Annotated in this window: 23 protein-coding genes; 5 read left to right on the forward strand and 18 right to left on the reverse strand. The window is 44.9% G+C overall.

Annotation, left to right across the window (positions count from 1 at the left end; genetic code table 11):
- Positions 1-339: 339 nt before the first annotated feature.
- Together tpx and MKHDV_RS09705 are read left to right on the forward strand one after the other, a co-directional pair.
- Positions 340-855 (forward strand): thiol peroxidase, encoded by a 516-nt coding sequence (gene tpx, locus MKHDV_RS09700; RefSeq protein WP_160714727.1) that lies wholly within the window; start codon positions 340-342, stop codon positions 853-855.
- A gap of 304 nt (positions 856-1,159) precedes the next feature.
- The gene (locus tag MKHDV_RS09705) at positions 1,160-1,609 is read left to right on the forward strand and encodes a hypothetical protein (RefSeq protein ID WP_160714729.1); all 450 of its coding nucleotides are present in this window, start codon (positions 1,160-1,162) and stop codon (positions 1,607-1,609) included.
- 169 nt (positions 1,610-1,778) lie between these two features.
- Here the strand turns inward: MKHDV_RS09705 and MKHDV_RS09710 are convergent, their stop codons facing one another.
- On the reverse strand, positions 1,779-2,015 hold the full coding sequence (locus MKHDV_RS09710; RefSeq protein ID WP_160714731.1) for a hypothetical protein: 237 nt from the start codon (positions 2,013-2,015) through the stop codon (positions 1,779-1,781).
- 90 nt (positions 2,016-2,105) lie between these two features.
- Here MKHDV_RS09710 and MKHDV_RS09715 point away from each other — a divergent pair, with 90 nt between their 5' ends.
- Positions 2,106-4,238, forward strand: coding sequence for a Tex family protein (locus MKHDV_RS09715; protein WP_160714733.1), 2,133 nt, complete (start codon positions 2,106-2,108; stop codon positions 4,236-4,238).
- A gap of 162 nt (positions 4,239-4,400) precedes the next feature.
- On the opposite strand, the gene MKHDV_RS09720 is transcribed toward MKHDV_RS09715, so the two are convergent.
- From MKHDV_RS09720 to creA, 12 genes are all read right to left on the reverse strand, one after another.
- Entirely contained in the window at positions 4,401-6,053 is a 1,653-nt protein-coding gene (locus MKHDV_RS09720) for an AMP-binding protein (protein ID WP_160714735.1), read from the reverse strand.
- 153 nt (positions 6,054-6,206) lie between these two features.
- Positions 6,207-6,764: a helix-turn-helix domain-containing protein gene (locus MKHDV_RS09725; RefSeq protein ID WP_160714737.1), complete on the reverse strand. Its 558-nt coding sequence runs from the start codon at positions 6,762-6,764 to the stop codon at positions 6,207-6,209.
- A 241-nt stretch (positions 6,765-7,005) separates the two neighbouring features.
- Positions 7,006-8,433, reverse strand: coding sequence for a chromosomal replication initiator protein DnaA (gene dnaA, locus MKHDV_RS09730; protein ID WP_160714739.1), 1,428 nt, complete (start codon positions 8,431-8,433; stop codon positions 7,006-7,008).
- A gap of 508 nt (positions 8,434-8,941) precedes the next feature.
- Positions 8,942-9,664 carry an FAD-dependent thymidylate synthase gene (thyX, locus tag MKHDV_RS09735; protein WP_160714741.1) on the reverse strand — a complete coding sequence of 241 codons (723 nt, stop codon included), beginning with the start codon at positions 9,662-9,664 and terminating at the stop codon, positions 8,942-8,944.
- A gap of 34 nt (positions 9,665-9,698) precedes the next feature.
- Positions 9,699-10,667: a Holliday junction branch migration DNA helicase RuvB gene (gene ruvB, locus MKHDV_RS09740; protein ID WP_160714743.1), complete on the reverse strand. Its 969-nt coding sequence runs from the start codon at positions 10,665-10,667 to the stop codon at positions 9,699-9,701.
- A gap of 2 nt (positions 10,668-10,669) precedes the next feature.
- Positions 10,670-11,272 carry a Holliday junction branch migration protein RuvA gene (gene ruvA / locus MKHDV_RS09745; RefSeq protein WP_160714745.1) on the reverse strand — a complete coding sequence of 201 codons (603 nt, stop codon included), beginning with the start codon at positions 11,270-11,272 and terminating at the stop codon, positions 10,670-10,672.
- A gap of 192 nt (positions 11,273-11,464) precedes the next feature.
- Complete coding sequence (locus tag MKHDV_RS09750; protein WP_216846902.1) at positions 11,465-11,683, reverse strand: hypothetical protein; 219 nt, start codon at positions 11,681-11,683, stop codon at positions 11,465-11,467.
- Between the two features lie 94 nt (positions 11,684-11,777).
- Positions 11,778-12,224, reverse strand: coding sequence for a crossover junction endodeoxyribonuclease RuvC (gene ruvC / locus MKHDV_RS09755; RefSeq protein WP_254060451.1), 447 nt, complete (start codon positions 12,222-12,224; stop codon positions 11,778-11,780).
- A 381-nt stretch (positions 12,225-12,605) separates the two neighbouring features.
- Positions 12,606-13,355, reverse strand: a complete 750-nt coding sequence (locus tag MKHDV_RS09760; RefSeq protein WP_160714751.1) for a YebC/PmpR family DNA-binding transcriptional regulator — start codon at positions 13,353-13,355, stop codon at positions 12,606-12,608.
- 114 nt (positions 13,356-13,469) lie between these two features.
- Positions 13,470-14,081, reverse strand: coding sequence for an RlmE family RNA methyltransferase (locus MKHDV_RS09765; protein WP_160714753.1), 612 nt, complete (start codon positions 14,079-14,081; stop codon positions 13,470-13,472).
- A gap of 212 nt (positions 14,082-14,293) precedes the next feature.
- Positions 14,294-14,833 carry a 3'-5' exonuclease gene (locus MKHDV_RS09770; RefSeq protein ID WP_160714755.1) on the reverse strand — a complete coding sequence of 180 codons (540 nt, stop codon included), beginning with the start codon at positions 14,831-14,833 and terminating at the stop codon, positions 14,294-14,296.
- A gap of 1 nt (position 14,834) precedes the next feature.
- Entirely contained in the window at positions 14,835-15,311 is a 477-nt protein-coding gene (gene creA / locus MKHDV_RS09775; protein ID WP_160714757.1) for a protein CreA, read from the reverse strand.
- 220 nt (positions 15,312-15,531) lie between these two features.
- Between creA and MKHDV_RS09780 the strand changes: the two genes are divergently transcribed.
- Positions 15,532-16,023 (forward strand): universal stress protein, encoded by a 492-nt coding sequence (locus MKHDV_RS09780; RefSeq protein WP_160714759.1) that lies wholly within the window; start codon positions 15,532-15,534, stop codon positions 16,021-16,023.
- Positions 16,024-16,046: 23 nt separating this feature from the next.
- On the forward strand, positions 16,047-16,559 hold the full coding sequence (locus MKHDV_RS09785; protein WP_160714761.1) for a universal stress protein: 513 nt from the start codon (positions 16,047-16,049) through the stop codon (positions 16,557-16,559).
- 149 nt (positions 16,560-16,708) lie between these two features.
- Here MKHDV_RS09785 and MKHDV_RS09790 read toward each other — a convergent pair whose 3' ends face one another.
- The 5 genes from MKHDV_RS09790 to MKHDV_RS09810 all read right to left on the reverse strand — a co-directional run bounded on the left by MKHDV_RS09790 (position 16,709) and on the right by MKHDV_RS09810 (position 20,377).
- Positions 16,709-17,047, reverse strand: coding sequence for a tRNA-binding protein (locus tag MKHDV_RS09790; protein ID WP_160714763.1), 339 nt, complete (start codon positions 17,045-17,047; stop codon positions 16,709-16,711).
- A 2-nt stretch (positions 17,048-17,049) separates the two neighbouring features.
- A complete protein-coding gene (locus MKHDV_RS09795; protein WP_160714765.1) occupies positions 17,050-17,913 on the reverse strand; it encodes a DMT family transporter in 864 nt (287 codons plus the stop codon).
- Between the two features lie 82 nt (positions 17,914-17,995).
- Positions 17,996-18,802, reverse strand: a complete 807-nt coding sequence (locus tag MKHDV_RS09800) for an AraC family transcriptional regulator (RefSeq protein ID WP_160714767.1) — start codon at positions 18,800-18,802, stop codon at positions 17,996-17,998.
- A 120-nt stretch (positions 18,803-18,922) separates the two neighbouring features.
- Positions 18,923-19,942 carry a type I glyceraldehyde-3-phosphate dehydrogenase gene (locus MKHDV_RS09805; protein ID WP_160714769.1) on the reverse strand — a complete coding sequence of 340 codons (1,020 nt, stop codon included), beginning with the start codon at positions 19,940-19,942 and terminating at the stop codon, positions 18,923-18,925.
- 63 nt (positions 19,943-20,005) lie between these two features.
- Positions 20,006-20,377: a hypothetical protein gene (locus tag MKHDV_RS09810; RefSeq protein ID WP_160714771.1), complete on the reverse strand. Its 372-nt coding sequence runs from the start codon at positions 20,375-20,377 to the stop codon at positions 20,006-20,008.
- Positions 20,378-20,754: the final 377 nt, after the last annotated feature.

The raw sequence follows: 20,754 nt of genomic DNA on the forward strand, positions 1-20,754 counted from the left end.
GAACAATTCTCCTTACTCTGCAACTATTGACCTATAATCTTACCCATGAGCTTAGGTTTCTCAACTATTACTAAAGTTCTTTCTGTAAAACTATCTATTCTATAAACACATCAGGTTACAATAATCAGGCTGAATCAACTGAATAAAATAAGTGATGGCTGTTGGTTTTCCTGTATAAAAAGTAATGAATGCCTCTGTACTGTTAGAAGATTTTAAAAAAAGTGTAAATATTAATAATAACTATTCCAAATAAAACTTTTTTTGTGTAGAAGGTATTCAACAGACAAAAGCACTGCCCAATAGGGCTATAATATAAACTTTATTGTCAGGAGAATTCTCATGATTGAACGTTCCGGTGTCATCACTTTTCAGGGCAATGGTCTCACTCTCGAAGGAACCGCAGTGGAAGTTGGCGACCTTGCTCCAGACTTCTCCATACTCACAACTGACTTAGCTCCAAAATCACTTGCTGATTACGAAGGCAAGATTATTCTTCTTGTAACTGTCCCTTCCCTGGATACTCCGGTATGCGATGTTGAAGCACGCCGTTTTAATCAGGAAGCAGCAGATCTTCATGAAGATATTGAAGTACTGACAGTTTCAACCGACCTTCCATTTGCACAGGCACGCTGGTGCGGTGCTGCTGGTATCGAATCTGTTGAAGTACTTTCCGATCATAAAGATCTTTCACTTGGTCACGCTTATGGCGTCGCAATCAAAGAGCTTCGCCTCCTTGCACGTGCCGTATTCGTCATCGATCGTAACCATAAAATAGTATACTCCCAGATAGTTCCGGAAGTAACTGACGAGCCAGATTACAATGCAGCAATCAAAGCTGCTGAAGCAGTTTTATAAGCATACATCCTCTTTGGAAAAGCCCAAGGCCCCTGTTCGGAATATCCGGACAGGGGCTAAGCTGTGTGTATACGTTTTCACAGATAAATTTTTATTTTTCAGAAGCTCTTTCTTTGTAAAGCAAACTATTCCCATCTATTAGCCCCTCCCACACCGGAAAAACTGTCCATGTAACCCTTTCTAACGATGCAGTGTTGCATCTTTTTTGGGCCTTCCTATTGCCCCGACAGTCACAATTCTGTACTCTGCACGTGCATTTTAGAGAACGCCTTTATGTCTTTTCGCCAGAAACAAAGGGATTAAAATGGATATACTTGCAATACGTGACCACTTAATTGCAACGGTTATGCGCCGAATTGATGATTCAATAGGTAGCCGATCTGAGGCTCTTAGAGAATTTATGGACGTAACACTTCCAAATATTGAAAAAGATGCTTCTGCTGAGATTTCTCAGCACATTCCGACATTGCCGGATAATATTTACAAAAAATGGGCTGAGATGTTTGCAGACCGCATGTTGCAAACGGTTAAAACAGATCAACTTGAAGACATGTGTGACGACACAGAAGAAAGTAACGCAACCATCGCACTCGTGTATCTCATGTTCATGGAATCAGAGCGTATGGAAGAACAAATTGCTAACGACTTGTCAGAACTAGGTGTAACAGCCGGTAACACAGATGAAGTTGGTAATTTCCTTGGTGGCTATCTTCGAACAGCGCTGGGCGCGCGAAGTGAAGAGCAACCACGTTAGGACAAAACTCTTTCCACAAAAGCATATGAGCATAATTTTTGACAAGAATATGCAGGTATTCTTGTCAGTAGTTCAAAAAAAAGACCAAATTCCACACAGGGGTTTGGTCTTTTACATTGTTGCCGTGTAACCTAGCAACGAAACACAAATTCGTTCTTGTAATATCAAGCTACTTCAGTTCTACTCGCAGACCATCTGGTTCTGAGATAAGATGGACTTGATCTCCTGTTAAATTCAAATCGTGATCCATCCCTTGGAAGAGAGATGCACGCGAAGTCCACTCATCATTCACAAAGACTTCTTGTGCTCCGCCATTTGCCTCAAAACGTAACTGCGTGCCATCTTTAAGGGTAACCATTTCTGTTTCACGAAGAACTACTGGCAGATCTTTGTATGTAAACGTCATAACGTCCTCCTTTCCCATGTGGGCAATACGTTTTAACACCAGTAAGTAACTACTAACATACCATACGCACGAAAGAGAGCATTCCTTATAATGTCAAACTCACAAAAAATTATCGCGCAAGACCTTGACCTTGCCGAAAAGAACGTAGCTTCCGTACTCAATTTATTAGCAGAAGGTGCAACAGTTCCCTTTATTGCCCGCTACAGAAAAGAAGCCACAGGTTCGCTGGACGAAGTTGCAATTGCAGATATTCGCGACAAACATGACGTTCTGACAGCTCTCAATAAGCGTAGAGATGCCATCATATCAGCTCTCACAGAACGTGACCAGTTGACAAACGAACTATCAAGTGCCCTGCGAAAAGCCGGTGCCCTATCTGAACTTGAAGATATTTACCTGCCATATAAGCCCAAACGTCGTACAAAAGCACAAACAGCTCGCGAGCGCGGGCTGGAGCCATTGGCGAATCTTATTTTTGAGCAAGACAATTGCAAACTTGAATCGCTCGTTGCAGCATATATTTCGGATGAGAAAGATGTTCCGGACGCTGAGTCAGCCCTTAAGGGCGCACGCGACATCATTGCGGAGCGCATAAGTGAAGACACTCAAACGCGTACGGTATTCCGCAAAATCTTTGCCGTAAAAGGCGTATGTTCATCCAAGTTAGCACGCGGAAAAAAAGAAGATGAAGCTGCTACCTATAAGGATTACCTCAACTGGGAAGAACCAGTAGCGAAAGCACCAAGTCATCGTTTGCTTGCCATGTTCCGTGGCGAACAGGAAGGTTTACTCAGCCTCTCTATCAGACCGGACGACGGGGCAGCAATTACAGCACTCACCAACCATTTTGTTGGTTCCCGTAATGACTGCGGCAAACAAGTTGTCCTTGCCTGTGAAGATGCTTACAAACGCCTGCTCGGTCCTTCGCTCGAGAATGACATTCGCGGCGAATTAAAAACACGCGCTGACGTTGAAGCAATCTCCGTTTTTGCCTCAAATCTCCGTGAGTTACTACTCGGTGCTCCGCTTGGTCAAAAACGCGTACTCGCTCTTGATCCGGGATTCCGTACAGGAGCAAAGCTTGTATGCCTGTCTGAACATGGTGACCTGCTACACAACGAAACAATTTTCCCGACATCCGGTGCAGGCAAAGAAGCGCAGGCTGGCGAACGTGTGCAAGCACTTGTCAAAAAATTTAATATTGAAACAATTGCCATCGGTAACGGAACGGCATCACGTGAAACCGAAACATTCGTTCGTAATCTGAATCTCCCTGATGTGACCATCAACATGGTCAACGAATCCGGCGCGTCAATTTATTCCGCGTCTGCTGTTGCCCGTGAAGAGTTTCCAAACGAAGACATCACTGTCCGCGGTGCTGTTTCAATCGGTCGCCGTCTCATGGACCCACTTGCTGAACTCGTAAAGATTGATCCGAAATCGATCGGCGTTGGACAGTATCAGCATGACGTAAACCAGACTGAACTCAAGAAATCACTCGACGATGTTGTAGCCTCTTGCGTTAACAGTGTTGGTGTAGAACTGAACACAGCCAGCAAGGAATTGCTCACACATGTGTCGGGTCTGGGTGCTGTTTTAGCGCAAAACGTAATCAACTATCGCACAGAAAACGGTGCCTTTACGTCACGAAAAGAGCTCCTTAAAGTTGCCCGACTTGGACCTAAAGCATACCAGCAATGTGCAGGTTTCTTGCGAATTCATGACGCAAAAAACCCGTTAGACGCATCAGCGGTGCATCCGGAATCATACAAAGTGGTTGAGCAAATTGCGAAAGATTTGGCTTCGAGCCTCCCCGATCTTGTTGGAAAGTCCGATCTTAAATCTAAAGTGCAGCTCCAAAGCTATGTCACAGACACCATCGGTCTACCGACACTTAACGACATTGTAAGTGAGTTAGCACGTCCCGGACGTGACCCTCGTGAGCAGTTTACCGAGTTCAAATTTGCCGATGTTCACAAAATTTCTGACCTATACGAAGGCATGATGCTACCCGGAATTGTTACAAATGTGACCAAGTTTGGTGCATTTGTGGACATTGGAGTACATCAGGATGGCCTCGTTCACATCTCACAACTTGCTGACCGTTACGTCAGTGATCCATCAGAAGTTGTGCGAGTTCAGCAAAAAGTAACCGTAAAAGTGCTTGAGGTAGACGCGCCTCGAAAACGTATCTCACTCAGCATGAAAGATCTCGATAAATAGCCTTAGCAATCTGCAATGGTTGGTATACAACGGCTCTCTTTAGCCTTATAGCGGGATTCCTCGAGTCAAACAGTGTCTAACTGATGTGCTTATGTATAAAACAAAAAAAAGCCCACTGAATATCTTCAGGGGGCTTTTTTTTATTTCTGTGTGAGCTAATGCTTATTCAGCGTTAGCATCCTGTTCGCGAATCTCAACGCGTCGGATTTTGCCGGAGATGGTCTTTGGCAATTCCTTTACGTAGTTAATGATACGCGGATATTTGTACGGTGCAGTCACTTTCTTTACATAGTTCTGCAGCTCTTTCGTAAGTTCTTCAGACTCAGTGTAGTCTGGAGCCAGCACTACGGTTGCTTTCACAAGCTGTCCACGCAGATCATCCGGCACGCCGGTAACTGCGGCTTCAATAACAGCTGGATGCGCAATAAGAGCGGATTCAACTTCAAAAGGTCCAATACGGTATCCTGAAGACTTAATAAGGTCATCCACACGACCTAAGAACCAGAAATAACCGTCTTCGTCCATCCATGCTTTATCGCCGGTATGATAGTAACCGTCGAACATAACAGATGCAGTTTTTTCTGGATCTTCAAGATAACCTGAGAACAAACCGACTGGAGCACCGTCTGAAGTTTTTACGCAGATTTCACCTTCCTGACCTGGATTGCAGATGTTGCCTTCAGCGTCCATCAGTACAACATCCCAGCCCGGTGCAGGTCTTCCGATGGAACCCGGCTTTGCTTCCATGCAAGGGAGAGTAAGGATTTGCAGAGTCGTCTCTGTTTGTCCGTACCCTTCATAAATTGGTAGTCCGGTCATTTTCTGCCACTCAAGGAATACGCTGTCGTTCAATAGCTCGCCTGCTGTTGTGCAATGGCGTAATGCTGACAAGTCGTACTTAGAGAGATCCTGACGGATGAGAAAGCGATATACGGTTGGAGGTGCACAGAAGGTGGTAACTTTATGTTCTGCTATCTGCTCAAGCAACGCAGCTGGTTCAAACTTTCCACGGAAATCCCATACGAACACGGCGGCACCAGCCATCCACTGTCCGTAGAATTTACCCCAGACTGCTTTACCCCAACCTGTGTCTGCCAGAGTCAGGTGCAGATCACCTGGTTCCAAATCATGCCAGTGAGCACCAGTTACGTAATGTCCCATTGGATAGGTGTGCGTGTGTTCAACCATTTTCGGCATGCCGGTTGTACCGGATGAGAAGAAAATGAGCAGCGGATCATTGCCACCTGAATTACGTTCTGGATCTTGCGGGCGAGGGAACTCTGACGGACCAGATGCAACAAGTTCATCGTATGCATGCCAGCCATCTGCAACTGAATCACCACCAGCCTGCACAAGACAGGTCAATGAAGGACAAGTAGCACGTGCAGCTTCAACACGGTCCGCCACGGAATCTTCGACGATCATACCGCGAATATTGGCGCGACGAACACGGAAATCAATATCTTTTACAGTCAACTGTGAAGGAGACGGAACTGGTACAAGCCCAAGCCTATGGCAAGCAAGCATGGACACCCAGAACTCAACTCGGCGATACAGAATAAGCATTACTCTGTCGCCTTTTTTGAGCCCTTGTATTTCTAAGGCACCAGCAAGCTTTGCGGATTGCTCCTGAAACCATGCAAATGAGTAATCGTTGCGCGTGCCTGCATCATCAACATGCACCATCGCAAGACGGTCTGGATCTTCATCAGCGATGGAATCCAAAACATCAAATGCAAAGTTAAAATTATCAGGAACACTTAGAGAAAACTCGTGCACAAACTCTTCATAGCTGGAACTGGAAAACTTTTTCATCACTCTATCCTTATCCCTTTTGGGGATACCATTCACCACCAGAGGTGGTATTAACGTAATAACTTTTGACAACATCCCCTGTGTCATGTCCCCTTCCGGCGTGCATTTGCACTTGCGGGGGTGCAGCAGTTCAATCACTGCACCGGAAAGAAACTAGCTAATAACGTCAAGAAAGGTTGCTGGTTCACCATCTAAGCCACGCAGTGCATGAGCAATACGTGAATCAAAATAAATGGAGTCACCTGCTTCTAGCTTATGGCGTTTCTGATCAAGCCATACTTCCAACTTGCCTTCGAGCAGGTAAATGAATTCCTGACCGCTATGCTCGTTCCAAGTAAGCTCGTTTAAATCTTTTGCAGGAACAGTTACGAGGAACGGCTCCATCTTTTTATTAGTAAAACGTGCAGCAAGGTTGAAGTAGTCGTAATCAACTCGACGTTCAACGCTAAGGCCTTCACCTTTTCGCACGAGTGTGTAGTCATGAAGATGACCTTCCTGACCGGTGATGAGTGACGTAAGGTCAACACCACAGATTGTTGCTACGTCTTTGAGATAGCTAACAGGAATTTCGGTTTCACCCTCTTCGTACAGTGCTACGGTATCGGGCTTTACTCCTACTTTTTCGGAGAGCTCTTCTACCGTCATGTCTACTGCTTCACGAAGACCGAGTAATCGGGGAGCAATATCTTTATATGCTTTATTTTCGTGCATATTTCCTCCAAACTGGCAATGCAATAACTTGCTCTGAGCAGAGCTATTACATTTTTGTTAAAAAGCAAAGCTTTTCTTCCTCTACCAATCCGTCAGTGTTGCAATCAGTTACGTACAATAGCCAATGGGGATGTAAAGCAAAATGCTTTAAATTGTACACTCCTGAAAAACAAAAAAGGCGCGTGCCGCATCGAGCGGTACGCGCCTTATCACAAACAAGACTTACGACCCCCGACTAGTTTCAGGGGGCGGAAATTCGTCCATTCTTTTCGATCATCTTCACTGTATTAGACACCTGACGACCAGTCGGTGTACTACGGCTCATTTCCCGTTCAAGATTTGTAATACCTTTCAACACTGTTGAATGGCGACGGTTAAACTGCAAACCAATCTGCTTCAAAGAGAGATCGGTATGCTTACGAGCAAGGAAGAAGATGGTGTTGCGCGCTGTTACCAGCTCACGCTTACGGCTGCGTGAGTTAAGCTGATCATATGAAAGATCAAAACAGCTACAGACACAACGTACAATTGAGTCCATGTTCATGATGACTTCACGGGATGCGTAATGTCCGATGACGTCCCATGCCATGTCCATAGAAATACGTTCGTTCAGGATACGTGCTTTCAAGATGAGGTTGTGTAAGCAGCTCTCAATCTGACGTACATCCGAATGAATGTTTTCTGCAAGCAAATCAGTCACGTTTTCTGGCAAATCGACCTGATAAAGACGTGCTTTCTTGCAAAGAATATCGCGGCGGGTTTCAAAATCCGGTTTATCAATAACAGCAAGGAATCCTGAGCAGAAACGGGAAACAAGCTGGTTATCTACGTCTTTTAAATCACGCGGGGCAAAAGAACTGGAAAGTACAACGCGGGAACCGCGGGACTGCAAAGATTTAATTGTTGCAAGAACTTCGTCCTGCATACGTTCTTTACCCTGAAGGAAATGAATATCTTCAAGCAACAGAAGGTCAATGTCACGGTAGCGTGTTTTGAAACGTTCTGTGTCACGATGTTTAAGGGAAGTTACGAGACCTGTAGCAAACTCTTCAGCGGTAAGATATTCAACTCTTGGGTTGATACGGTTGCTATGCTTACAAAGCTGTCCGCCAACTGCCTGCATGAGGTGAGTTTTACCAAGTCCCGGTGCAGAACTCAAAAAGAGTGTGCTGCAAGAAAGAGAATCGCGTGTAATTCCCTGTGATGCGGCGAAAGCAAGGTCGTTGCTCGGCCCCACTACAAAACTGTCGAAATCAAATCGCCAGTCAAGGGCTTTAGAAACCAGCGTACGTTCTACAGGAAGCTGCTGCTGAACAACTCGTTTATTGTCAGCACCAAAGAGCACAGGAGCAGACGTGGTCTGAGGTTCAGACACACGTGCAGCTTTAGGCGCAGAGGTTTGAGCTTGAGCTTTCGGCTTTACAATAGCTTTAGCGGCACCGGCAACAACAGTAATAGTTGGACGTTCACCCATAACAGAAGTGGCAGCTTCCATAATATCGTTCACCAGGCGCTCACGCACCCAAGAAGCAACGAAATCATTGGAAGCTGTCAGCCGGATGGTTGTACCATCGACTTCAGCGTGTAGTGGTGAAATCCATACTTTGAAAATGCCGGGGTTAAGGCTTTCTTGTAGAATTTCTCGGATTTGGCCCCAAATATCAATCATGGGGATGTTCCTACGTTCTTTCATGCTATTCCGCAATTCGAGTTAAACCAGTGATACCTGTTAGTCTCTACACAGGTGCTATCATCCGGCTAAGTTTAACAATATCTCGATTTATCTACCTTTTTTAGCAAAACACTATTTTCAGGCGAATTATTCGACGCACGGACAACAAGTGTTGGCGCGGTAGACTTTATAGTTTCCACAGTTTTGTGGAAAAGTTTTCCACAATTAGTATTGTCGAAAACTGAAGAATTCGCCTTTTAAAGCTAATATTCGGAAAAGGCAATCATTTGACGCACTTTTTATTCTAGCTTTTTTGTAAAAAAGTATGTGAAAGTCGCACTACAATGAAACTTCCACTATAAATACAAATCGAAACAATAAGTTTTTACAACGTGTTATAAAACAACCAAGCTATTACGGCATCTGTTTTTTTATTCACACATTGTAAATAGCAAATATACAACCAGCCAATATAAGGCGGTTATAAGCGGTGTGACCCGATTAGTTATGGAAGCGGGTAACGACCGCAGGTGAACTTCTCCCCTTCAGGGCAGTACTTCAACTTCTCACAGCGAGCACCCGCATCTTCGAAGACACACGGCAACACGTCGCGACAAATTTTAAGCATCTGGTCTGCTAACCCTCTGATTTCCCACTGAGCTCGAGTGCAACAACGGTGCTCAAAGAAGTTAATAAGGCTTCGACAGTTCATTGTTACTACAATTTTGGATTCTGTGGCTTGCGGCAATACAAAGCGAGCATCTTCTTTTGCCTTCTCGCCTCGTCCGTTATCTTCAAGAATTTGTTTCAATTCTTGATACGCATCACCGACTTCATCTAATAATTTTTCAAAGCGCGCTTTTGCTTCTGGAATCTTCGCAAAAGCAGGCGGCAAAATGTAGTCAAAATCGCTTCCGTCAACATAGCGCTGACTCTGCTGGGAGAACGACGCAATACGATGGCGCACAAGCTGGTGTGTTAATGCGCGAGAAACACCTTCTATAGCAAATGTAAACGACACATGCTCAATAGGGCTGGCATGACCTGATTCCATAACCTTACGGATAAATGCAGCTTGTTTTTCAGCGGAGATATCTCCGTCAACAAGCTTGGTATGCATATCACCTACAAATCCTGCATGGTAGCACTGTCTGAATGCTGCATAAATAACTGCCATTGGATCTGGAGTTGTGGCAACAAGTTCTACCCTGCATGTTTTCTGAGGCATATTTTCTCCTAGGTTATGTGTTCTCGGCACTATCCTATGCCAGAAATTTTAAATGACGATACGCTTTAGCCGTTGCTACGCGGCCACGATGCGTACGCTTAATAAAACCACATTGGATCAGGTACGGCTCGTAAATATCTTCAATCGTCTTAACATCTTCAGAACAAGCAACCGCCAGCGTCTTAGCGCCAACTGGGCCACCGCCATAATGTTCAATAAGAACACTCAGCAGCTTTCTGTCCATCTGATCAAGGCCGCTTTCATCAACGTCCATCATCTTTAACGCACTGCTTGCAAGCTCTACATCAACAATTCTACCACCTTGCACAGTTGCAAAATCGCGAACTCGACGCAAAAGTCTATTGGCAATACGAGGCGTACCACGGGAGCGACGACCAATTTCTAAAGCGCCGTCCGGTGCTATTTCTACGCCTAAGATGCGTGCAGTACGGGTGACAATTTTTGAGAGCTCTTCCGGGGAGTAAAACTCCAATCGGCAGATTACGCCAAAGCGATCGCGCAGCGGTGAAGACAATAATCCGATGCGGGTTGTGGCTCCTACCAGAGTGAAGGGTTCCAAGTCAATCTTTACAGTACGTGCTCCCGGCCCCTGTCCGATGACAAGATCAAGCTTGAAATCTTCCAAAGCAGGATACAGCACCTCTTCAACACTGATAGGCATACGATGAATTTCATCCACAAACAAAATATCGTTCGGACCTAAGTTCGTCAAAATTGCTGCTAAGTCACCACTACGCTCTAAAACTGGCCCCGAGGTAGAAACAATATTAACCCCAAGCTCTTCAGCCATAATCTGGGATAATGTTGTCTTACCAAGCCCTGGATTACCATAAAACATGGTGTGATCCATAGCCTGCCCACGGGTTTTAGCAGCTTGAATGTATACTTTTAAATTTTTGCGCAGCTCTTCCTGACCAATAAAGTCATCAAGAGACGAAGGACGAACAGATTCATCCATGCAGATATTTTGGTCAGTATCCATTCCTATCCCTTTGCAAGAGCTTTAAGGGCACTACGCAGAGCACTACCCACATCGAGATCCGGCTCATTTTTCAAAATAGTTTTGAGTAACGGCGCAGCTTCGTCTTCGCCGTAGCCAAGGTTAGCAAGGCCATCCAAGGCGTCACGGTACACACTAGTTGCAGGCGCATCACCTTTGCCGGATACAACAGGCATTTCGTCCACTTTCAGCTTGTACTTTAATTCAAGAAAAATATGCTGTGCGCCTTTTTTGCCAATGCCGGAAACCTGCGTCAGCGCATTAATATCTTCTTCAAAAACAATACGACGCAGATCATCAGGACGGTACACAGACAAAACGCCCAGAGCTGTTTTTCCACCAACTTTTGAAATGGAAATCAACGTGGTGTACATCTGGCGCTCGTCCCATGACTCAAAACCATACAGTTCCAACGCGTCCTCACGCACAACGGTGTACGCGAATACTGCGATGTCGCCGCCTTTAGCAGGTACACGGCTCATAGTATGGGCTGGCAAACGGACTTCGTACCCGACACCGCCTTCGGTGACGATGATGACACTCTGCTCTGTTACCTCTGCAATTTTACCTTCGAGATATGCGATCATAATATATACTTTGAAGAAATTTTTTGTATGAATTGAACCGGAAACAGCAGCATTGCACCAGCAATCAGCAACCGCTTCCGACTATCAAGTGTCTATTACCCAAGACGCTTCAATAAATAAAGCTGGTTTTACATTTGAAAGAAGCATTTTACGTTGTGACTGGCAAAGACAAATTGCCTCAGGCACGGCTTTTCAGCGGTACAGTTTGACCGTTGGCGTGTCTGCGACGCTTTTTTTGTCTGCGACGCTGCCTCCGGCGGCCAGAGAACCTTTTTGAAAAAAGGCTTCTCTGGACTCTCCAAAAACTTTTATCTGCGAGGTCAGCACGTTTTTTACGTAACCTCGCGGCTTATGCGCCACTACCTTTTGTATTGGAGAAATTTGATTCAGATAATTTTGCACGGTCAACATTATCGTTTCCGTTTTATACACAAAATCACGCGCCTCATCTTCCAATACCACAGTATATTTATGAAAGCACGTAGTTAGAATCTAGAAGCATAGCCTAAAGATATTTTGTGTAACGACTTGTATTGAGATGACAAACTGCGGCAGCAAGAGCATCAGAGGTATCCAGCGCCCATTTAGGTTGCTTTACACCTAGGATTTGAGCCACCATAAATGCGACCTGTTCTTTAGCTGCACGGCCACCACCGACGATAGTTTGCTTAATTTTGGTAGGCTCATAGCTAAATACTTCCACATCATTCGCAGCACACGCAGCAAGAGCTACCCCACGAGCCTGACCAAGCTTTAGTGCAGACGCTGGATTTTTAGCCGTAAATACGTTCTCCACCGCCGCAACGGTCGGTTTATGCAATCGTACTATCGCGTCGAGTTCTTTGAATATTACCCCCATTCGACGCGCAAAATCCTTATCTGTAGCGCGGATGGCACCACAGTCTACCAATTTCACCACGCCGGAAATCTCTTCTATCACGCCCCACCCCATCACGCGGGAACCGGGGTCAATGCCAAGCACTCGATTAACAGTCAAAACGTACTCCACTGTTCATTTAATGATGTATTCTAAACACTGACTATGAAGTCTTGCTAACATTACGTCCATAAATGTTCTGTACAACTTCAAATTAGAACACACCAATAAAAAAGGAGAGAGTTACAAACTCTCTCCTTCCTATAATTCATTCTTTGCAATTACGGAAACTTGCTTAAAGCCTAAACTGACTTCAAAAAACAAAGTTGCTCGTATAATCGCAGTCAAGAGGGCGTCCCTCTTGCGGGGATGCAAGGGGCTGGCCCCTTGCCCGCCGGAGGCACAAACACTCCAGCGCCGCAGGCATAAAAAGCCCGCGTTGTGAACAGCTGACACTTACTCAGCGTTAAGTTCAGCCATTACGTCGTCAGAAACGTCCATGTTGGTGAACACGTTCTGTACGTCGTCATTCTCTTCAAGAAGGTCGATAAGACGGAGCATTTTTTTTGCGCCTTCAACATCGAGCTCGATAGTATTCTGAGGGATTTTTGCCATTTCAGCAGATTCGATTGTGATGCCAGCTGCTTCGAAAGCGGCGCGAACTGCTTCCATGTCAGTTGGTTCACAACGGATATCCCATTCTTCATTTTCTTCGATAATATCTTCTGCACCAGCTTCAAGACCGATATCCATTACCTGTTCTTCAGTAACAGCATCTTTCTTGATAATGACCTGGCCTTTGTTATCGAACATCCAAGCAACGGAACCAGCTTCGCCCATGTTACCATTACCTTTGTTCAAGGTGTGGCGCATTTCAGCAACGATACGGTTTTTGTTGTCAGAAGCAACTTCGATAAGAATAGCTACGCCACCGGGGCCGTATCCTTCATAGTTAATTTCATGGATATCGCCACCAGCGAGTTCGCCAGTACCTTTTTTGATTGCGTTATCAATCTTATCTTTAGGCAGGTTTACTGCCTTAGCAGCAGCAATAGCAGAACGAAGACGCGGGTTGTTAGCAATATCGCCACTTACTTTAGCAGCAATGATGATCTCTTTTGCTGCGCGAGTGAACTGCTTAGAACGAACAGCGTCCTGACGACCTTTACGATGCTTAATGTTAGCCCATTTACTATGTCCAGCCATGATTCCTCCTTACGTCGTTGCAGCTAACGCACTGCAACTGGAACAATAAAAATAAATACACCCACAACCATTCTGGGTGCCAAAAATCAAAGGGAGCCGACTTAAAATTAACGACTAGTATTCGTATTCGAATTTTTTTCCGTTAAATCCAAGACCAACATAAAAAGTTTCCTTGCTTTCATCACGTGAGCTTTTAGGCTTAAAAGCCTTCACAGTTTTGAAATACTTACGCATGCTTTTTGCGTACTGTTCTACATCAGGTCCCATAAATATTTTTACAATGAAGCTGCCTTCAGGCTTAAGGCAATAGCAAGCCACGTTAAGCGCTTCGAAACAAAGCTCGGCAGAACGAGCTTGGTCTGTAAATTTATGGCCTGTTGTATTAGGCGCCATATCGCTGATCACAACATCAAACGGCATGATTTCAGCAAGTACGTCTTCAAATTCCTGAGAACGCTCAAAGACGTTTTCCTGCATAAAGCGAACGTTCGATGGAAAGACTGTTTCAGTAGTCTGAATATCAGCACCGATAACAAGTCCTTGCGCACCAACTTTCTCAGCAGCGCCTAAAGACCAGGAACCTGGAGCAGCGCCAAGATCAAGCACCTTCATGCCCTTGGAAAAGATAGCAAAACGCTTATCAATTTCTTTCAGCTTATATACTGATCTTGCAGGGTAATTATCTTTTTTCGCCTGCAAGAAGTAATGATCACGATATTTTTTCATAATAAAACCTGTGCATTTGTACAGTAAAGCGCAGTCAACGCCAAGCGACTTAAAACCAAAAGTCGTAGTATATTACAATGCTGCCATCATATGGTGGTAAAAAAGCAGCACAAATGTGGTTGATGCGCGTAGTCACATAAAAAGAGTTCCTTAATGTGACAAGTAATCCGCAATGGATGTAAAGGGAAAGTGAAATTTCTGCAAGTTTAACGCTACCGAGCGTTCAAAGCTGCAAATTTAGGATTCAACCGCAACCCTTCAATAGCGATGCGGGCACATGCCTCTGCATCTGAACCAGCGTGGTGATGCTGAAGCGTGATGCCTAAATGACCGGATACGGTATTCAACTTGTGGTTTACTAACCCCGGCCACACTTGCCGTGCTAACTTAACAGTGCACAAAAAACGCTCATCCGCTACTGGCATTCCGGCCGCATTAAGGCAGGCTGAAAGAACAGAGCGGTCAAATGATGCATTGTGTGCTGCCACAAAATCCACCCCTTCGAACAGTGGAGTGAACTGCGGCCAAATATCTGCAAACACAGGCTCGTTCTCAACATCTTTCCAGCGGATATTATGCACGCGTACGCAGAACGGGCTGAAAGTGCTTCGCGGCGGCTGAACCAGACGGTACAGGCTATCTACAATCTCACCATCTTCTACACGCACAACCGCAACAGCGCAGGCACTGTCGCGTTTAGCATCAGCTGTTTCAAAATCGATCGCGGCGAATGTTCCTTTGTATCCAGACATATTATTTGCCCCAAGGAAGTACGGGAACCGTGGAAATTGAGTTTTTAGGCGAACCTTCTACCACACGGTCACTATAGGAGAGGTACACAAGCACATTTCGCTTAGCATCGTAGAAACGCACAACCTGCATTGTCTTAAAAAGCAATGAAGTGCGTTTTCTAAATACGTCTTCACCATCTTCTTTACCAGCTCGTATGCGTGCCGGAATATTAATCGGCCCAATTTGAACACAATCAACAGAAGCATCTGATGTATCTGTCGCAATCCCTAATGACCCACTTACTCCGCCTTTTTTTGCACGGCTCAAATAACAGGTCACCCCGTCAATATCTGGATCATCGAAAGCTTCAATAACAATTTTATCGTTAGCTCCAAGCACCTTAAATACCGTGCTCACGGAACCAATCTCTTCTGCTACAGCAACAGAATTCATACCAAGCACAATTGCCATGCTCAGTAGTATCGTACGTAATTTCATACGTTCTCCTCTCCGAATAAATTCAAGACAGCGATTCAACCGTAAAAAAGGCATTTTTGCAAGCTTTGCGCGTTTTCCGATACAGGTTCTACCGTATCATTGGAGTTTTTTTTAGTTGATGTACACTGAAACCATATATGCCCTCTGTGTGAAACCTTCGTCTGTATGCAGGTTATATCCACACAATATTTTACGAGAACAACTAAACAAGGAGATTACCATGCTCCCGGAAATTAATAAGATTCTTCTTGCTACTGACCTATCCGATGATGCCGGAGCCGCTCTGCGCTACGCCATCAGTCTGTCAGAAAAATATAATGCCGAACTCATTATGCTCCATGTACTCCCAGACATGAAAGATCAGGTGTACCTGAACTCCGGATTCGACTTTGCTGCTGTATATGATGATAAGACATTAAAAGTACTACTTGATGCAGGCGCCGAAAAAGCAAAAACAACCGTTGCCAGCCTCATGCAAGAGCAATGTGATGAATTAACTGAAGGCAAATCACAATGTGCAAACATTAAGCTTACGCCAATCATTTCTTCCGGCAGTGCAGTTAAAAAAATTACGGAACACGCAAAACAATGTGACCTAGTAGTTATGGGAACCAAAGGACACAGCAAAATTGGCGGTATTCTCGTTGGTAGCGTAGCACAAGGTGTTATTGCCAAAAGCCCTACGCCGGTACTTATTGTTCGTTCAGCATAACTTTCAGATTATCGGAGATAGCCATGCTGCCTCAAATTCGAAAAGTCTTGTATGCAACAGATCTTTCCGAGCCTGCTAAAAATGCTCTTGGGTATGCGTTATCCATTGCAAAAGTATATCAGGCAGACCTTCTGCTACTGCACGTTATTCCAGATTGGGCACGAAATGTAACTCTAGGTTCCGGTCTCGACTTCGCTACTGTTTATGACGAAGACACCTGGCTCAAAATTAAGGATGATGTTCTGAAAGCCAGCATGAAGCATGCAAAGGAACGTATTGAATCTGCCTACGTGCATTACAAGTATGAATTAGAGGCAGCAGGAGTTGCCACCAGTGTGCATGTGCATACCGGACATCCTGTCAGCACCATTCTACAATTTGCAAGTGAAGTAGATCTGATTGTTATGGGAACATACGGGCATTCCCGAATCGGCAGTTTTTTTGCTGGTAGTGTCGCTCAGGGCGTTATTGCCAAATCCAGCACTCCAGTCATGGTTGTACATTTAGAGAAAAATGGAACAGCCAACCCGTTGTAATATTCAGCCTCAATGAAAAGAGGGTAACGCACTGCGCGCTACCCTCTTTTTTTTCTACATGGATACCAATTTCAACAATTCACTGTTCTTCGTTAACTATCTGCGTAGATCGTCGCTACAAACCATTCATACACCACAAGGCAATATTGCTAGCAAAGCTTCGCGCCTAGTGGCACATCCTTGTCCACCCCGCATAAAACTATCTCGCCATCTTCATCCGCAAAGCCAGTTACAAGACATTCAGACATAATAGGGCCAATCTGTTTTTTTGGAAAATTTACCACAGCCATTATGAGCCGCCCTACCAACTCTTCCGGTGTATAATGCTTTGTAATTTGTGCGCTGGATTTTCGCAGTCCGAGTTCTTCTCCAAAATCAATCTGCATTACATAAGCAGGCTTACGCGCCTCTTTAAAAACTTCGGCAGAGAGGATTTTACCCACGCGCAATTCAACTTTTTCAAATTCATTCCAAGTAATTGTTTCCATATCTACCTCTCCTCTTTTGTTTCTAACGTAAGCTTTCCACCGATTGATGCTGCAATTATGACCATCATCCCCACAACAACCTGCCAAGAGACTGCCTCTCCGTGCACTACCGCCACAAGCAGAACTGCAAGAGGTGGCGTCAAATAACTCAGGAAGCCAATAACAACCATATTGCCTCCTCTTACAGCCTGACTCCACAAGTAGAAAGAAAGCCCCAGCGGTACGCATCCCAAGTAGATAGCAGCAAAAATGTTTTGTGAGGACGGGAACGGCTGAGCGGGACTACTCATATATAGCATTGCAGACAATACAGCAGCATACACAGTAAATGCTGTCATGGGGTTCTGCCTGCCCCTAAGGTAAGACAAGCCTACTGAAAAACTTGCCCAAATAAGTCCACATGCAAGAGATAACATATACCCCTGCATATACTGTATACTTATGACAAGTTCTTTCCCCGCTGCAATGACTAATGCCGCTCCCGCCATTCCTGCAATTGCCGTCAGGAGTATGCTGAATTTCAATTTCCTGAAGAGCAAGACGGCAGAAAAAACGACGATCCAAAATGACCATGTGGTCGTTAAAATAGCTGCTTCTGCAAGCGGAGTATTGTTAAGGGCGTTGTAATATACATAGTGATACCCAAATATTCCCCACAGCCCTAACAAGGTTACTTTCACATCGGGGATGTATATTTTAAATGATCGGGTAAGCAGAACATCCTGTGCATATAAAAACAATGCTGCACTGGTAAAACTGATTACAAGAAGCGTCTCAATACTCATACCTTTCAAGCCGGAACCGGTAGCTGCCGGCAGGCTAGCCCAACACAAAATCGCTCCGAATGCGTACAGATAATATTTCATAAAAAAAATCCCCTTGGCTTTGTTCATGAAGAATAAGCAAAGGGGATTGTATCGTCTTGAATAAAACTGACACGATTACGGACTACACAAGCAATCGCTGCTTCTTGTATTGTCCCGGAGTAACGCCATATCGTTTCTTAAACTGTCGCGTAAGATGACTTTGGTCAGACAAACCTACCTGCATTGCGGCATCGGAAAGAGCTACACCACCGTCTATAAGACTACGGGCTTTTTCCAAACGCAGTTGCGTAAGGTATGCATGCGGGGTCATTCCTTTTTGCAAGCGAAATAACCGAATCAAATGAAAGCTTGTACAGCCGAGCATTGTTGCAAGTTCTTCCAACAGAATGGGGAAATCGAGATGCGCATGAAAGTACTCAATAGCAATTGAAACACGTTTGTCCCCCATATCCCGCACCGGCTTGAGACTCCGCCCCCCGCATTCAATAAAAAATCGGGAGAAGGTGTTGAGTACAAGTTCATCTGCTTGCAAATCGTCCTGTACGCCAAGCATGTACTCATGGAAAATAGTAAGATTTTGCCACAGCCCTGCGTGTTCTAAAACTCTATTTCCCAGCGGAGCCACATATTCTGTTTCGTAGATATGCGTATACTGCTGCTGAAAAAATTCTTCCGTACAGTAAAAACTTCGTAAATGGCTGTCGTGTTCATCACAGGATCGGTTAGCGTGGGGTACTCCCGGTTCAATCAAACTGACAGCACCCGTCTGTAATAGTTTGTTGCCACCATTCACCGTATAGTGTTCACCAGTTTTTGAATTAAGCCACAGCACGTACGCATCATGTAAATGTTCACGAAACTGATGCCCTCCAGCACAGGAGAGAATCTCCAGTCCGGCATATCGTGATGGTGGATACACTATTTTCATACATTCAATCCTAATCACTTTCCCCAGCAAGAAGCAAGGGGCGCAACAGACCATAGATAATAAAAAAATCTGCCCTCTCAGGCAGATTTTTTTATTCTAACAACTTGTTACCATGTACAGTTAGACCGCTGAGGAGATTTCACCCTTCAGTGCTCTATCTTCTTCCACCATCCCTGCTACTTTTTCAGTAAGCCGCAGAAGCTGGTTAGAGAAACTGGCTTCATTATCGTACCACGCTACCAGCTTAAGCATTGTTCCATCCTGAAGTGCAGTCAACTGCCCATCAACAACAGAACCAAACGTGGAACCATTAAAATCGCATGAAACAAGCGGTTCTTCTGTGTACCCGAGATGCTCGTTTGCTGCTTCACGCAGCACCTTGTTCACAGCGTCTACAGTGGTCGACTTTTCCAGTTCGAAAACACAGTCGATCATTGCCACACTTAATGTAGGAACACGGAAAGCAATCCCCTGCAGTCTTCCTTTCATGTCCGGAATAACTTCTGCCACTGTTTCTGTAGTACCTACAGGGGTGGGAAGCATATTCATGTGACACGCACGGGCGCGACGAAGATCTGGGTAATCATCATCCAGCAGCATCTGACGTTGCGTAGCCGGATGGATGGTTGTCATGTACCCTCGTTTCACACCAAAATGCTTATGCAATTGATGCAACGGGAGTGCCAGACAGTTTGTGGTACACGATGCATTTGAAATAATGTGGTGGTCCGCGCGCAAATCCTGCTCGTTTACACCCATAACAATAGTTACATCTGCCGATGGCGCAGGACAGGCAACAATCACCTTTTTAGCGCCACTAGCCATATGTTGCTGACAATGTTCGCGGGCTGCAAAACAGCCTGCCGCTTCTATTACGATGTCACACTCGCTCCAGTCCCACTCATGATGAGCTTTCTGGGTAGCGGACACAAAAGAGTCGTTCAGCATAAAGCCGCCCTCAACACTTTTGGCATCCATAAAACGACCATGAACAGAATCGTACCGTAACAGATGCGTCGCATCTTCAGCGGACATGAGATCGTTAACCGTTACAAGGCGCAAGTTCTCATGTCCGGAGAGTAGGCGGGTCAGATATCGGCCAATTCGGCCGAATCCATTAATCCCAATAGTTACAGACATCTCTCCCCCAGCTGAAAAACACTGCATGTCGAACGAATGGGGACCGTTCGACAACCGAAGGGTCTAGGCTTCCCAAATCTCGATACTTTCTTCGGAGATTTCAATATCTTCGATAAAAGCACTTGCGAATCCTTCTTCACCTTCCGGAACGATGACGACAAACTGAATATCGTGACCATCTGCATGATCTGCAAATGCTTTGAAGCGCTGAGCGGTTTCTGGCAGTGCAAAAAAGTCTTTTGTAACAACGTCAAAAATAAATTTAACGTTCTTTCTGTTCATTGCCTGCAACTCCGGCATAAAGCCGTTTACTTCTTCAGGTTCATCATACCCTTCGAACCCGTAGGTACGAACATTCTGATAACCGGAATCCAGTAAAGCTTCTAATGCGGTTTCTACTAATTCGTCACGCAGTTGTATCACGTCATCATGCATATTTTTCTATAACCTTATAATATATAGTAAAAGATAATCTCCCGCCGCACGCCACACATGCAAAACGGGTCTAGTAATTTCAGCATACACTCGTACTGCATAGCTAATCCCAACTGCCTGGTCAGTCAAGACGAATACTCGCGTGAATTGCGGTTTTTCATCGTATTTTACCTAGTTACTTCTACAATTATTTCTATACTTTTCTGCTCTGCTACCCTGTACCAATTGCAGCTACTACATAAACAGCGGAAGTTTGAGTATAAAACTTCTCTCAAGTACAGCTGTTATATTTTATATCAACCCGCCTCATTATCTCCATAAATATTTTTTGATTGCACTATGGAATAATCAGCGTAAAGTGGCTTTTGCCGCCACTG

The organism is Halodesulfovibrio sp. MK-HDV, from assembly GCF_009914765.1.
In the GTDB taxonomy this organism is placed as follows: Bacteria; Desulfobacterota; Desulfovibrionia; order Desulfovibrionales; family Desulfovibrionaceae; genus Halodesulfovibrio.